The sequence below is a fragment of the Vibrio sp. 11986-1-5 genome (assembly GCF_963878025.1).
GTDB classification, from domain to species: Bacteria; Pseudomonadota; Gammaproteobacteria; order Enterobacterales; family Vibrionaceae; genus Vibrio; species Vibrio injensis.
Genome location: NZ_CAWNVW010000053.1, coordinates 54057 through 68499 on the forward strand (window position 1 = coordinate 54057; position 14443 = coordinate 68499).

A 14443-nucleotide genomic window follows, 5' to 3' on the forward strand; every position below is an offset into this window, starting at 1 on the left:
CATTAACCTTTATGTTGATTTAACCAGTTTAATAACGCTTGCTGAATATCTTGTGTCACCGCTTGTAAGGTTTGCTGCGCGTTAATAATCGTGACTGATGGATTGTCCTTAGCCAGTTCTAGATAACGCTGTCGTGTACGTTCAAAAAAACTCAAGTCCATTCTCTCAATACGATCCAACTCCCCTCGCCCACGAGCTCGCTCTAATCCGACTCGCGGATCGATATCTAAGTATAAAGTAAAATCTGGGCTAAACGCCCCTAACGCTAACTGCTTAAGCTGCTGCATCGTCGCAGGGCTAATCTGCCGTCCGCCGCCTTGATAAGCTTGCGAAGACATGTCATGGCGATCGCCCACGACCCAGCATCCTGCCGCCAATGCAGGTTTAATGACGTTTTCCACAAGTTGTACCCGTGCGGCGTACATTAGCAGCACTTCCGTCACATCTTGTAAAACTTCACCAGGGTGATCTTCTTTGACTAAAGCACGCATTTTTTCAGCCAATACCGTGCCACCGGGCTCACGAGTCTGGGTAATTGACTCAATACCAAAAGCTTGTAACGTATCGATCACAACCTGAATAGCCGTGCTTTTTCCTGCGCCTTCTAGCCCTTCTACTACGATAAATTTTGCGTTCATTGTCGACTTCTGATCACTTGTAAATAGGCGCGAACCGCGCGATTATGTTCTGCTAATGTTTTTGAAAACACGTGATCACCATGACCACTGGCCACAAAATAAAGGTAATCACTCTGTTCCGGATTTAAAGCGGCCTTAATCGAAGCGGGGCCAGCCATCGCGATCGGCGTCGGAGGGAGTCCATTGATCACGTAAGTATTATATTCTGTCGCTTCACGCAAATCAGCACGGCGAATCCGCCCTTGATAACGATCACCCATTCCATAAATAACCGTAGGGTCCGTTTGTAAACGCATTCGCTTGTTTAATCGATTAATAAACACCGAAGAGACTCGCTCCCGCTCCGCATCGATCGCCGTTTCTTTTTCAATAATCGACGCCAAAATAAGGGCTTCGTAAGGAGTTTTCAATGGCAAATCAGGCTGACGATGCTCCCATTCATGCTCAAGCAGACGATTGAGCTTACGATGCGCTCGACGAAGGATATCAATATCCTTCTCCCCTTTAGTAAAATGGTAGGTTTCCGCCAAAAATAAGCCTTCTAACTTTGCATTATCGATGCCTAATAATTGGGCGATGTCTGCCTCTGAATGCTCAGTCAGCGTTTGTTGTAAGTTAGGATTTTGCGCTAAGCTAGCACGCCATTCAGAAAAACGGCTTCCTTCAATAAAGGTGATCGAAAACTGAAATTCTCGCCCAGAAACCAATAACGCTAAACTATCTTGTAGCGATAACCCGGGCTGTAATTGATACGTTCCCGCTCTAATCGGCGTTAATTCAGGGTAGAAACGACGTAATAACTTCGAGGCCAAAGGATCATCAACTAACCAAGCTTGATCGGTCATTAACGCCAACGCTCTGTTTAAACTCGTCCCACCATGAATAGTGATCAACTGCGGTTCAGTGATCAATAACGGCTGCTCGAGGTAATCATTGGTCTTTTTAACTGCATAAAAGTAGCTTGCAGTAGCAAAAACAATGATGACTAAAATTAAGGCCAGTAATTTTTTAATCACGAATTAAAACTCTCCTGAAAATCTCGTACATAACGGCCGATGGTATACAAATGATGCGCAATACCGATGACAGGCGCGACTTCAATGATGGCATTAGAAATAAAAACCTCATCAGCAGCAATTAAATGCTCCATTGGAAACTGACCAATTTCCACGGTCAACCCGAATGATGTTGCCGATTGTAAAATCATCCGCCGCGCGACACCAGCAACACCAGCATTATCAAGACTCGGCGTATATAAGGTGCCATTTTTCACCCAGAACAAATTTGCCATCGTTGTTTCAACGATATGATGATTAAGATCCAAACAAACGCCATCGTCATACCCTGCACGATCCATTTCACCACGCAGTAAAACTTGCTCTAAGCGGTTATTATGTTTATGTCCCGCCAGCAATGGGTTGAGTCCCATGCGCTGCTCACAGACGCCTAATCTGATCCCTTGACGTTGCCATTGATGATAATGAACTGGAAAATCAAAATGACTCAATGTAATTCTTGATGAATGTTGTTGGCTTGGACTATAACCTCGTCCTCCTTCGCCACGGCTAATATGCAGTTTCATTCCCGCCAGTGGCTTACCTATCGCCGCTTGATTCAACGCAAGTTCTATTTTTAACCAATCAGGAGATGGAATCGCCAAGCGCTGTAAGCAAGCCTCCATTCGCTCTTGATGATAATCCCAGAGCTGAATTTTACCTTGTTTAATCAATAGAGTACTAAAGCAGCCATCGCCATATTGGAAAGAACGATCACTGGCGGTAATTAGGGGCTCGTTGAATCCATTTTGCCCAATCATGCTTGACTCCCTGAAAAAATAAACGGCCTAATGCAAAGCACCAAGCCGTTTAAACTCAAACTCAATCAGATAGATTAATTATACGCGTTTAAAAATCAGTGAACCGTTGGTACCACCGAAGCCAAACGAGTTACATATCGCATAATCCATACCTGATACTTTACGCGCCGTATGGGGCACTAAGTCTATCTCTAACCCTTCTTCTGGGTTATCAAGGTTAATGGTTGGTGGAACAATTTGGTCAACCAACGACATGATGGTAATGATCGCTTCAACAGAACCTGCTGCACCGAGCAAGTGACCCGTCATTGATTTGGTTGAAGAGACTAATACTTGTTTAGCGCCTTCTTCACCTAATGCTCGTTTGATGCCTTTTACTTCCGCGACATCACCGGCCGGAGTTGACGTTCCGTGAGCATTAACATAACCAATTTGAGTTCCTGTGACTCCAGCATCACGCATCGCGGCTTCCATCGCTAGAGCGCCACCAGAACCGTCTTCACTTGGTGAAGTCATGTGATAAGCATCACCTGACATACCAAAACCGACCAACTCAGCATAAATTTTAGCACCACGAGCTTTAGCGTGTTCATACTCTTCAAGCACAATCACACCAGCACCATCACCCAATACAAAACCATCACGATCTTTATCCCAAGGGCGTGAAGCTTTTTGTGGTTCATCATTGCGAGTGGATAACGCTTTCGCAGCACCAAAACCAGCCATACCTAAAGGTGTGGAGGCTTTTTCTGCACCACCCGCAACCATGGCATCGGCATCACCGTAAGCAATCATCCGTGCGGCATGACCAATATTGTGCAATCCAGTGGTACAAGCGGTTGAAATTGCAAGATTTGGACCACGTAAACCACGCATAATAGAAAGGTTACCTGCAACCATGTTAACAATGGTTGAGGGAACGAAAAATGGGCTAACCTTACGTGGACCTTTTTCGATTAATGCCTGATGGCCAGATTCAATTAACTCAAGACCACCAATTCCCGAACCAATGGCGACACCAACACGTGGCGCATTAGCTTGCGTAATTTGCAGACCGGAATCGTCTAGAGCTTGAATACCCGCAGCAATGCCATATTGGATAAAAAGATCCATTTTTCTGGCATCTTTTTTAGACATATACTCTTCGCAATTAAAGTCTTTGACTAGACCTGCGAAACGAGTTGAGAAATTTGTAGTATCAAAGTGCTCAATATTAACAATACCACTTTGACCAGCTAGCAGGGCTTTCCAAGAAGATTCTACAGTGTTGCCTACTGGTGACAACATACCCATGCCAGTGACAACGACACGACGCTTGGACACGATCATATTCTCCGGGATAGAAACATTCTATGAGAGGGATAGATGACTAAAAAACTCAGGCGGCCAGAGGGCCGCCTGGGGAGAACATTACTGAGCGTTGCTGGTCACGTAATCAATCGCAGCTTGAACAGTAGTGATTTTCTCTGCTTCTTCATCAGGAATCTCAGTATCAAATTCCTCTTCAAGAGCCATAACTAATTCAACAGTGTCTAGAGAATCTGCACCTAGATCTTCAACGAAAGAAGATTCATTTTTTACTTCTGCTTCGTCTACACCTAGCTGTTCAACGATGATTTTCTTTACGCGTTCTTCAATGTTGCTCATGTTTTCTTTTCCTTTACAGATTTCGCCTAATGCGATGATTCCGTAGTTTATTCGAACTAGTGAAAGTTGCAAGGGGGACCTTGCTGGTCAAACCACAAATTTACCGATTTTAACCGAAATTCACACCATTTTTGACATAAATCATGCACAAATGTTGCGCACCTAAAAACCAACTGTTAAGAAAAGTCAGCATTTATTGACGACTGTCGCTTAACTTCTCCAAACACTTGGCATTAAACCATGTACATTCCGCCGTTGACGTGCAGAGTCTCACCCGTAATGTAAGCTGCTTCATTGGACGCTAAAAAAGCCACTGCAGAAGCAATTTCATGAGGTTCACCCAGACGACCCGCTGGAACTTGCGCTAGTGTAGCAGCACGTTGCTCATCATTCAGCGCTTTTGTCATATCTGTGGCGATAAAACCTGGTGCAACTGTGTTCACAGTCACACCACGGGATGCAACTTCACGTGCCATCGACTTGGTAAAGCCAATTACGCCCGCTTTTGCCGCTGCATAGTTAGTTTGTCCAGCATTACCCATGGTACCAACAACCGAACCAACATTAATGATTCGACCATGGCGTTTTTTCATCATGCCACGTAATACCGCTTTCGATAAGCGGAAAATCGACGTTAAGTTGGTATCTAAGATATCCATCCACTCTTCGTCTTTCATACGCATCAATAGGTTATCACGTGTGATACCGGCATTATTCACTAAAATGTCGATGCTGCCAAACTGTTCATTGATCGCTTTGAGTACCGATTCGATCGATGCAGGGTCAGTCACATTCAAAGCAAACCCTTTACCCTTCTCGCCTAGATAAGTACTGATTGCATCTGCGCCACTATCGCTGGTTGCTGTTCCAATCACGGTTGCACCGCGTGCGACAAGCACTTCTGCGATTGAGCGGCCAATCCCACGACTTGCTCCCGTGACTAGAGCGACTTTACCTTCAAGGCTCATGAATTCATTCATGTTTGATTCCTACTTTATTGCACAGCTTCGAATGAAGCGCTATCGTTTACGGCTACCGCATCCAGTGTTTTCACTATGCGTTTGGTTAATCCAGTTAACACTTTACCTGGACCAACTTCAATAAGTTTTTCAATCCCTTGGTCACTCATGCTTTGTACCGCTTCTGTCCAACGTACCGGATTATAAAGCTGACGCACAAGGGCATCTTTAATTTTTGCAGGATCCGTTTCAGCCAGCACATCAACGTTATTAATGACCGGAATTGATGGGCTATTAAACTGAAGTCCAGCGAGCGCAATGGCTAATTTTTCTGCGGCGGGTTTCATTAATGCACAATGCGATGGCACTGACACTGGCAAGGGTAATGCTCGCTTGGCACCCGCTTCTTTGCACAGTACACCAGCACGCTCAACAGCCTCTTTCTGCCCAGCAATCACGACCTGACCTGGGGAGTTAAAGTTTACCGGAGAAACAATTTGACCTTGAGCGGCTTGTTGGCACGCGTTGGCAATCGCCTCATCATCAAGACCAATGATCGCATACATTGCTCCCGTGCCAGCAGGTACAGCCTCTTGCATTAATCGACCACGTAATTCAACTAAGCTGATCGCCTGCTGAAAATCAATCACCCCCGAGCATACTAACGCAGAGTATTCACCTAAACTGTGTCCTGCTAAGACTTCAGGTTGAGGCAAGTTCAATGACTGCCACACACGCCAAATAGCAACCGATGCAGCAAGGATAGCGGGTTGCGTACGATGAGTTTGGTTAAGATCTTCTGCTGGGCCTTGTTGAACTAATGCCCATAAGTCATAACCTAATACTTCAGAAGCTTGGCTAAACGTCTGTTTTACAACATCATACTGTTCACCAAGCTCCGCAAGCATACCGATTGCTTGTGAACCTTGGCCTGGGAATACAATAGCAAACTTGCTCATGTTCTTTCCTTAACCTAATAAAATGGATAAAGAGTCAAGCGACTCTTCAACGTCAAATAAGTGATTGGGGAGCAATCAGAATTTAACCAAGGCAGAGCCCCAAGTAAAACCACCACCAAACGCTTCTAACAGCAATAACTGGCCACGTTGAATGCGTCCATCGCGCACCGCTTCATCTAATGCGGTTGGTACCGTTGCAGCTGAAGTATTACCGTGTCTATCTAAGGTCATGACAACTTGATCTAATGACATGGAAAGTTTCTTTGCAGTAGCAGAAATAATCCGATAATTGGCTTGATGCGGCACTAACCAATCTAATTGTGATTTATGCAAATTATTCGCTGCTAAGGTATCTTTAACTAATTTAGACAATTGAGTAACGGCAACTTTAAATACTTCGTTACCTGCCATGTGCAACCACTTATCAGCATTACCACCACGCTCAGGCACTTCAAGGCTGAGTAATTCACCAAACTCACCATCTGCATAAATATGGGTAGATAAAATGCCCGGTTCCTGACTTGCACCAATCACCACGGCTCCAGCTGCATCACCAAATAAAATAATGGTCGAACGATCCGTTGGATCACACGTTTTCGAGAGTGCATCCGCACCAATTACCAATACTTTTTTACACATACCAGATTTAATGTGCTGATCAGCAACGGACAATGCATACACAAAACCAGAGCATGCTGCTGCTAAGTCAAAGGCCGGACAACCTTTAATTCCCAATTTCGCTTGAACCTGACATGCAGAAGAGGGAAAAGTATGACTGCCACTTGTCGTAGCAACGATGATCAGATCAATTTCATTTTTATCAATTTGTGCCATTTCGATGGCTTTTTCAGCAGCATAAAATGCCATATCGGCGACGGTTTCGTTATCAGCGGCAATTCGACGTTCACGAATCCCCGTCCGGGTCACAATCCATTCATCATTGGTGTCTACCATTTTCTCTAAATCTGCGTTAGTACGCACCTGAGATGGCAAGTAGCTACCAGTACCTAAAATTTTGCTATACATGAAGACTAATAATGCCTCTCGAGTAAAACCGCTTCCAAACGATCGCTTATGCGGCTGGGGACTTGTCGTTTCACTTCATGAACCGCTTCACCTATCGCATTGACGACTGCGGATACATCGGCACTTCCATGACTTTTAATGACTATGCCGCGTAATCCTAACAAACTTGCGCCGTTATACTGGTCGGGGTTCAAGGTTTTTAATTCATAAAACAGCTCAGAAAACACTTTTCGAGCAATCCAACCCTTTATGGATGAGGCTAAAAAAAGATTTTTTAACTTATCAATAAAGAGTTGTGCTGTCCCTTCACAGGTTTTTAAACAAACATTACCGACAAATCCATCACACACCACAACGTCGGCGGCATCCATCAATAACTGATTCCCTTCAATATAGCCAATAAAATTCACGGCTTGAGTTTGCTTGAGCAACTGTGCACAACCTTTAACGAGATCATTGCCTTTTATCTCTTCTGCACCGATATTTAAAATTGCCACACGAGGTGAACGTTGTAAATGTTGCTCTGCTAACGCAGCCCCCATAACCGCAAATTGAAACAGTGAGTCTGCATCACTAGAGACATTTGCACCAAGATCTAATAACCACGTCTTTCCCCCTGATACCGTGGGTAAGGCCGTCACTAATGCTGGGCGTTCTATCCCCGGGAGAAGCTTTAAACGAAAACGGGACAGTGCCATCAACGCGCCGGTATTACCAGCACTGACACAAGCATCGGCCTGCTGCTGAGCAACCAGGTCTATAGCTAAACCCATCGAGCTATCGTGGCTATGGCGTAACGCTAATGAAGGTTTTTCTGAGTTAGCAATGACTCGGTCACTATGCACAATACTCAGACGAGAATTGGTTTGGTAACCTAGCAAAGATAATTGTTGAGTGATAGCGGTATGATCACCCACTAAAATCACTTTTAGCTCTGGGAAATGCGACAGTGCCTGCACGGCGGCAGGCACTGTTACGCGAGGACCGAAATCCCCGCCCATTGCATCAAGTGCAACGGTTAAATTTTGCAAAGGTCAACCTTACTTGTTGATAACCTTTTTGCCACGGTAGTAGCCTTCAGCGGTCACATTGTGACGTAGGTGAGTTTCACCTGAAGTTGCATCTACAGATAATGCAGCTGAAGTTAGCGCATCATGTGAACGACGCATGCCACGCTTAGAACGTGTTTTACGGTTTTGTTGTACGGCCATGGACCCTACTCCTATGTTAATGTTTAAAGATTTACTTCTTTAAACTTTTTAAAACATCGAATGGATTCGGCTTGTCTTCCAACAAGGCTTCTTCTGGAAGTTCACCAAATACCAAATTGTTTGATTGAACGCTACAATCCGCTTCATCATGCATCGCTACTTGGGGTAAACCAAGAATGAACTCGTCTTCAACTAACTGTATTAAATCAACTTCACCGTATTCGTTAGGATCTACCAAATCGTACTCATCCGGTGCATCTTGTTCACTTTTTTCACTATAATAAGGAGTGTAAGTGAACTGAACTTCACACTCATGTGCGAAGGTTTCATTACAGCGTTGACACTCTAAATCAACTTCGATGTTAGCTTTACCAGAGATAACAACCAGTTGCTGTTCATCCATCCCAAATGACAATGAGACTTGAGCGTCGCGTTTTACGCCATCGACTGACTCTTCTAAGCGTTTTAAAAGACTGGCTTGGATGATACCATCATAATCCAATCGTTTTTGAGCAGCTTTCGCAGGGTCAATCGTCCGCGGTATTTTTACCTTTTGCATAGGGCGCGAATATTATCTTCCAAAATTGTTTTAGTCAAAGAAAAAGGCAAAAAAGTTGCTATGCCTTATTTCGCTATTGGCTTAAGAAGCACGTTACGGTGTTATGCTAAACAGAAGATTAACCGTTCGTAATGTGTATCCTATCGCTCACTTTGCTTGAGACGATCGGCCAGTTTCCGGTATGCTATTCATACACTGGAGATAATTGTAAATCAAAATGCAACATTACCAACTAGTTTTGGCTTCAACCTCACTTTATCGGCAACAATTGCTAGAAAAACTTGCGATCCCTTTTATTACGGCAACGCCTGATTGTGATGAAACACCTTTAACGGATGAAACACCTGAACAACTGGTGATGCGCTTAGCAACGAACAAAGCACGCTCTTGCCACTTATTAGCACCAAGCTTAGTGATTGGCTCTGATCAAGTATGCGTCATCAATGGTCAGATCATTGGTAAACCCTACAACCGAGAAACGGCAATTCATCAGCTATTGCAACAAAGTGGTCAAACCATCACTTTTTATACCGGTCTCGCATTACACAATACTCAAACCAAACAGACTCAAGTCACAATCGATACTTTTAAAGTACACTTTCGTTCGCTTACACCAGAGATGGTGGCTCGATACGTTGATAAAGAACAGCCTTTTTACTGTGCTGGTAGTTTTAAAAGCGAAGGACTTGGCATTGCTCTCTTTGAACGTTTGGAAGGTGATGACCCCAATTCATTAATCGGCTTGCCACTGATTAAGCTGATTCAACTCTTAGAGAAAGAACAGGTTAACGTCATTTAACGAACGAATGAATCTCATCAGTAAAAACTAAAAAGATTCATCCATAGCAATCATCAAGCTTGACGCATTTGTCCTAATGCCCGCTCTAACGAAGTCTCTAGTGGAGCACTGATGTCCATTTTATCCCCTGTTGCTGGATGGATAAATTGGATATTGGCGGCATGCAAAAATAGGCGATTTATAGCAAATTGACTCACATACGCGTCAAATCGGCGGTCACCATATCGGTCATCCCAAGCAATGGGGTGACCTGCGTATTGAGTATGCACACGTATTTGATGTGTTCGCCCCGTAATCGGACTGGCTTGAACTAGAGTCGCTTGCGCAAATTGTTCGAGCACTCTAAAACGAGTTTCTGATGGTTTACCATTAGGATTAACCCGAACAATACTATTAACTTCATTTTTAAGTAATGGTGCATTAACGACTTTAACCTCGCTCGGCCAGTGTCCCATCACTAACGCAAAATAGTATTTTTGTACCGTTTTCTCACGAAACTGTGCCTGTAAATGACGCAAAGCCGAACGCTTCTTAGCAACTAATAAGATGCCAGATGTGTCTCGGTCGATACGATGTACCAGCTCTAAAAAACGCGCTTGTGGACGCAAAGCTCGTAACGCTTCGATCGCACCAAACTTTAAACCGCTACCGCCATGCACTGCCGTCCCAGAAGGTTTGTTAAGAACCAAAAGATGGTCGTCTTCGTAAACGATACACGCTTCTAATTCAGCAACGCGATTCAGCTTCACACTCGGTGCGGCCTGCTCTGATTCATCCACCTCCATAGTTACGGGAGGAATGCGGATACTATCTCCTGCTGCCAGTTTATATTCAGCTTTAACGCGCTTTTTATTAACTCGCACCTCTCCCTTGCGCAAGATTCGATAAACCACGCTCTTAGGAATACTTTTTAATTGGTTACGCAGAAAGTTATCAATGCGTTGGCCAGCCATATCTTCGTCGATATCGACGAACTGGACTTGGGTTTTAATTTCGCTCATACCCGCCATTTTAACCTTAATTGACGGAAAATCATCTTTTTCTTCACAGAAAAACCACGTTTACAATGAATGCCGCCTCAAGCTGGTGAAAATAACAGCAAATCTTCGTTACACCTTGAAACACCTATGACAGACAATCAAAGAATCACAAAGTTATTGACGTTTTTCGTAACGCTGACCTAGTGAACTGTGATCTTTTTGTACAGACCGTTAAAAAAATAAGGAGTTTCTTACAATGCCGATTGCTGAGTTTCGCAGTCACTGCTATAGTTCACAGCTGCAAAGTATGAAAGGTTTGGCATGTTGTTTAACCTTTTATCCCGCGCAAAAATGTGAGTAGTTCTCTGACTATTGATGTGCAGCATATGGCGTAAGACACGATTGATAGCGGTTTTCTTGTTGTTCTACTCCTCGCCTTTTCATGTTGAGTATCTACCGCCACTGTGCGGTTCACAAGCAATCGTATGCTTGTGGTGACTGAAGTGCCCTCAGAGCATCCCCTCCAGCCGGGAGGCTGCAATCAATAAGCCATGGGATCTGGCACCGTGAAAACGAAATACAACAACAAGAATAATAATCAAAACAAAGAAAAGATAACGAGATTTTAAATGAAAAGAATGTTAATTAACGCAACTCAAAAAGAAGAGTTGCGTGTCGCTTTGGTTGATGGCCAGCGACTGTTTGATTTAGATATTGAAAGTCCTGGGCACGAATCCAAAAAAGCCAATATCTACAAAGGCCGTATCACTCGTATTGAACCAAGTCTCGAAGCTGCTTTCGTTGACTACGGTGCAGAAAGACACGGTTTCCTCCCTCTTAAAGAAATTTCCCGCGATTATTTTCCTGAAGGTTATACCTACCAAGGCCGCCCAAGCATTAAAGAAGTGCTTCGTGAAGGCCAAGAAGTAATTGTACAGGTCGAGAAAGAAGAGCGTGGTAGCAAAGGCGCAGCCTTAACCACCTTCATATCATTGGCCGGAAGCTATTTAGTCCTTATGCCAAACAACCCTCGTGCTGGTGGAATTTCTCGCCGAATCGAAGGCGATGAGCGTACGGATCTCAAAACCGCATTAAGTACTTTAGTGTTACCACAAGGCATGGGACTTATCGTCCGTACGGCTGGAGTCGGTAAAAGTGCTGAAGAACTAGAATGGGATTTAAATGTACTTCTTAATCATTGGAGTGCGATTAAACAGGCTTCGGAATCGAACCCTGCTCCATTTTTAATTCACCAAGAAAGTAACGTCATTGTCCGTGCAATTCGTGATTACTTACGTCGTGATATTGGTGAAATTCTCATTGACAGTAATACTATTTATGAACGAGCGCTTGAACATATTCGTCTCATTCGTCCAGATTTTGCCAGCCGCGTAAAGAAATACGATGGCGATGTGCCTCTATTTAGTCACTTCCAAATAGAGAGCCAAATTGAGTCCGCTTTCCAACGCGAAGTCCGTTTGCCTTCTGGTGGTTCTATTGTAATCGACCCAACTGAAGCCTTAACGTCAATCGATATCAACTCTGCTCGTGCAACCAAAGGCAGTGATATTGAAGAGACAGCGTTAAATACCAACTTAGAAGCTGCAGATGAAATTGCCCGTCAATTACGTCTTCGTGACTTAGGTGGTCTGGTGGTGATCGACTTTATCGATATGACCCCAGTTCGCCATCAACGTGAAGTTGAAAACCGTTTACGTGAAGCGGTGCGTTTAGATCGCGCGCGCGTACAAATTGGGCGTATCTCTCGTTTTGGTCTGTTAGAGATGTCTCGCCAACGTTTAAGTCCTTCTCTGGCAGAAGCAAGCCATCATATTTGCCCACGTTGCTCAGGCACAGGCGTGATTCGTGATAACGAATCATTGGCATTATCGGTACTGCGTCTTATCGAAGAAGAAGCGCTAAAAGACAATACCGTGCAAGTTCTTGCCGTGGTACCCGTTTCTATCGCATCTTATTTGCTGAATGAAAAGCGCCGTTCAATTAACCACATTGAGCGTAATCAAGAAGTAAGAATCACCATTGTCCCTAACTCGGATATGGAAACGCCACATTTTGAAGTATTGCGTGTTCGTGAAGGTGAAGAACAAGAAATTCTCTCTTATTTAATCCCGAATAAGCTTGAAGCCATGAGAGAAGCCGAAGGGAAAGAGCTCACTGACGCTGAAATCAAACCTAAACGTATTGAAGAACCAGTTCTGAAAGGCTTTGCTTCCCCAGCTCAAAATGCACCAGCACCTAAAGCTCAAGTAGAAACACCGCCAACGACGCCTGTAGAAAAACAACCGACCCTTGTCGGTCGCTTCTTTAAAGCGTTAGCCGCGCTATTTAGCTCAACACCTGAAGAAGCTAAAGAGCCCGTTACGCCAGCCAAAGTGGAAACAAAACCATCACAGCCCCGTCGCGAGCGTAATGAACGTCGCCGTAACCCACGTGATAAACACAATAAACGTAAAACGGATGAAGTGGTTGAAAAGGTAGAGAAAGAAACAACAACGCCTACCACACGTAAGCAACAGGATCGCAAACCTGTCCAAGAGCGTACTGAACAACCTCGTCGTAATAAACCACAACGTGACAATAGCCAATCGCTCAAACTTCAAGAGCAAGGCCGTCAGTTAGCTGAAGAAGCACAAAAAGAGGTGATTCCATCTCGTGCCGAGAAAGCCGCCTCAGTAGAAGCTCAAGAGGTCAAACCTGCCGTTGTCAAAGAACGTCGTCAGCGCCGTAAATTGGAAAAATCGATCCGAGTTAAAGATCAACAAACGTCAAATACTGTTATTGAGGAAGCGGTATTACCACTAGTGGAAGCTGAGCAAGCGATAACCAAAGTTGACTCAACCCCATTAGCAACGGTCGACAACCTCGTTAATCAAGAGCAAAACAACCCTACCGATGCTCAAGATCAAGACGAACAAAAACAACGACGTAATCGCCGTTCACCTCGCCACTTGCGTGCCAGTGGACAACGTCGTCGCCGTGGTCGCGATCGCCGCCCAAATCCTTTCCGACTACGTAAAGGAGGAGTGGCATCGCCTGAGATGGCAATGGGTAAAGTCATGCCTCGTTATGATCTTGCTAAACCACATGGACAACAGCAGCCAGTGATCGCAACGCCAACTGAGGTCACGACTCATCAACCATCTGTTGAGGCTAATACTGATATTTCGCCAGCGACATCAAATGTCGTACTCGGTGGATTTGCCTTCCCAGAAATGGCCATGGGTAAAGTGATCATTCGTCGCACTGAAACAGAAGTTGCATCACAAGATACGGCAGTCGCAGCCGTTGATAGCCAGCACAATGTTGTTGAGCCTATGGCGAGTGAAGTAACGCCTAATACAGAAGTACAGCCTATCGTCGCTAACGAGTCTATAGAGACTGCGGTAGAAACCATTGAAAATAATGCTCTACAATCGGAGACACAAGATGAAACTGTTGAAGAGCTGCAAGAGCCATTGGTGATCAGCGATACGGATGTTGAACCTGTGATCGTTGAAACCGATGATTTATTACCTGAAGAAGCACCGATTGTCATTAACGCTCCTGCGTTAACCAATCATGCTCGTAAACAAGGTTATGCATTTGCTCCAATGGCTAAAGCTCCGGGTTCAGCGGACTTAAAAGAGATCAATGTTGTAGCAGCTCCAGCCCGTGACCAACGTTATCAGCCTCAAGGTGCTGGCAGTCAAGCAGCACGTACACAAGCGGGCGCAGGCATGACTAAACCTCAGTCCTTCTAGTCAATCATTATGATTAAAAAGGCGTCCTTAATAAGGACGCCTTTTTTATTACTCAACTAACCACTAGTAAATCAATCTCGACAACAAA

General features: G+C 44.5%; 14 protein-coding genes. 2 read left to right on the plus strand and 12 right to left on the minus strand.

The window, feature by feature from the left end; translation table 11 throughout:
* Positions 1 to 2: 2 nt before the first annotated feature.
* From tmk to yceD, 11 genes are all read right to left on the minus strand, one after another.
* On the minus strand, positions 3 to 638 hold the full coding sequence (tmk, locus tag AACS00_RS15440) for a dTMP kinase (RefSeq protein WP_004395587.1): 636 nt from the start codon (positions 636 to 638) through the stop codon (positions 3 to 5).
* Positions 635 to 1654: an endolytic transglycosylase MltG gene (gene mltG / locus AACS00_RS15445; RefSeq protein WP_110167925.1), complete on the minus strand. Its 1020-nt coding sequence runs from the start codon at positions 1652 to 1654 to the stop codon at positions 635 to 637. The genes tmk and mltG overlap by 4 nt, the downstream gene beginning before the upstream one ends.
* Positions 1651 to 2454: an aminodeoxychorismate lyase gene (gene pabC, locus AACS00_RS15450; RefSeq protein WP_110167926.1), complete on the minus strand. Its 804-nt coding sequence runs from the start codon at positions 2452 to 2454 to the stop codon at positions 1651 to 1653. The genes mltG and pabC overlap by 4 nt, the downstream gene beginning before the upstream one ends.
* A 78-nt stretch (positions 2455 to 2532) precedes the next feature.
* Positions 2533 to 3777, minus strand: coding sequence for a beta-ketoacyl-ACP synthase II (fabF, locus tag AACS00_RS15455; RefSeq protein ID WP_040904872.1), 1245 nt, complete (start codon positions 3775 to 3777; stop codon positions 2533 to 2535).
* Positions 3778 to 3864: 87 nt separating this feature from the next.
* The gene (gene acpP / locus AACS00_RS15460; protein ID WP_000065130.1) at positions 3865 to 4101 is read right to left on the minus strand and encodes an acyl carrier protein; all 237 of its coding nucleotides are present in this window, start codon (positions 4099 to 4101) and stop codon (positions 3865 to 3867) included.
* Positions 4102 to 4334: 233 nt separating this feature from the next.
* A complete protein-coding gene (gene fabG, locus AACS00_RS15465; RefSeq protein ID WP_040904873.1) occupies positions 4335 to 5069 on the minus strand; it encodes a 3-oxoacyl-ACP reductase FabG in 735 nt (244 codons plus the stop codon).
* 26 nt (positions 5070 to 5095) lie between these two features.
* Positions 5096 to 6019, minus strand: a complete 924-nt coding sequence (fabD, locus tag AACS00_RS15470) for an ACP S-malonyltransferase (RefSeq protein WP_110167927.1) — start codon at positions 6017 to 6019, stop codon at positions 5096 to 5098.
* Positions 6020 to 6094: 75 nt separating this feature from the next.
* Complete coding sequence (locus tag AACS00_RS15475) at positions 6095 to 7045, minus strand: beta-ketoacyl-ACP synthase III (RefSeq protein ID WP_072668543.1); 951 nt, start codon at positions 7043 to 7045, stop codon at positions 6095 to 6097.
* Positions 7046 to 7050: 5 nt separating this feature from the next.
* On the minus strand, positions 7051 to 8076 hold the full coding sequence (gene plsX / locus AACS00_RS15480) for a phosphate acyltransferase PlsX (RefSeq protein WP_110167928.1): 1026 nt from the start codon (positions 8074 to 8076) through the stop codon (positions 7051 to 7053).
* A 9-nt stretch (positions 8077 to 8085) separates the two neighbouring features.
* Positions 8086 to 8256 (minus strand): 50S ribosomal protein L32, encoded by a 171-nt coding sequence (gene rpmF / locus AACS00_RS15485; protein WP_072668545.1) that lies wholly within the window; start codon positions 8254 to 8256, stop codon positions 8086 to 8088.
* A 31-nt stretch (positions 8257 to 8287) separates the two neighbouring features.
* On the minus strand, positions 8288 to 8815 hold the full coding sequence (gene yceD, locus AACS00_RS15490) for a 23S rRNA accumulation protein YceD (protein ID WP_072668546.1): 528 nt from the start codon (positions 8813 to 8815) through the stop codon (positions 8288 to 8290).
* Positions 8816 to 9032: 217 nt separating this feature from the next.
* Between yceD and AACS00_RS15495 the strand changes: the two genes are divergently transcribed.
* Positions 9033 to 9614, plus strand: coding sequence for a Maf family protein (locus tag AACS00_RS15495; RefSeq protein WP_110167929.1), 582 nt, complete (start codon positions 9033 to 9035; stop codon positions 9612 to 9614).
* 53 nt (positions 9615 to 9667) lie between these two features.
* Here AACS00_RS15495 and rluC read toward each other — a convergent pair whose 3' ends face one another.
* Positions 9668 to 10615, minus strand: coding sequence for a 23S rRNA pseudouridine(955/2504/2580) synthase RluC (gene rluC, locus AACS00_RS15500; RefSeq protein WP_072668945.1), 948 nt, complete (start codon positions 10613 to 10615; stop codon positions 9668 to 9670).
* 608 nt (positions 10616 to 11223) lie between these two features.
* Between rluC and rne the strand changes: the two genes are divergently transcribed.
* A complete protein-coding gene (rne, locus tag AACS00_RS15505; protein ID WP_208604763.1) occupies positions 11224 to 14355 on the plus strand; it encodes a ribonuclease E in 3132 nt (1043 codons plus the stop codon).
* The last annotated feature ends 88 nt before the right edge of the window (positions 14356 to 14443 follow it).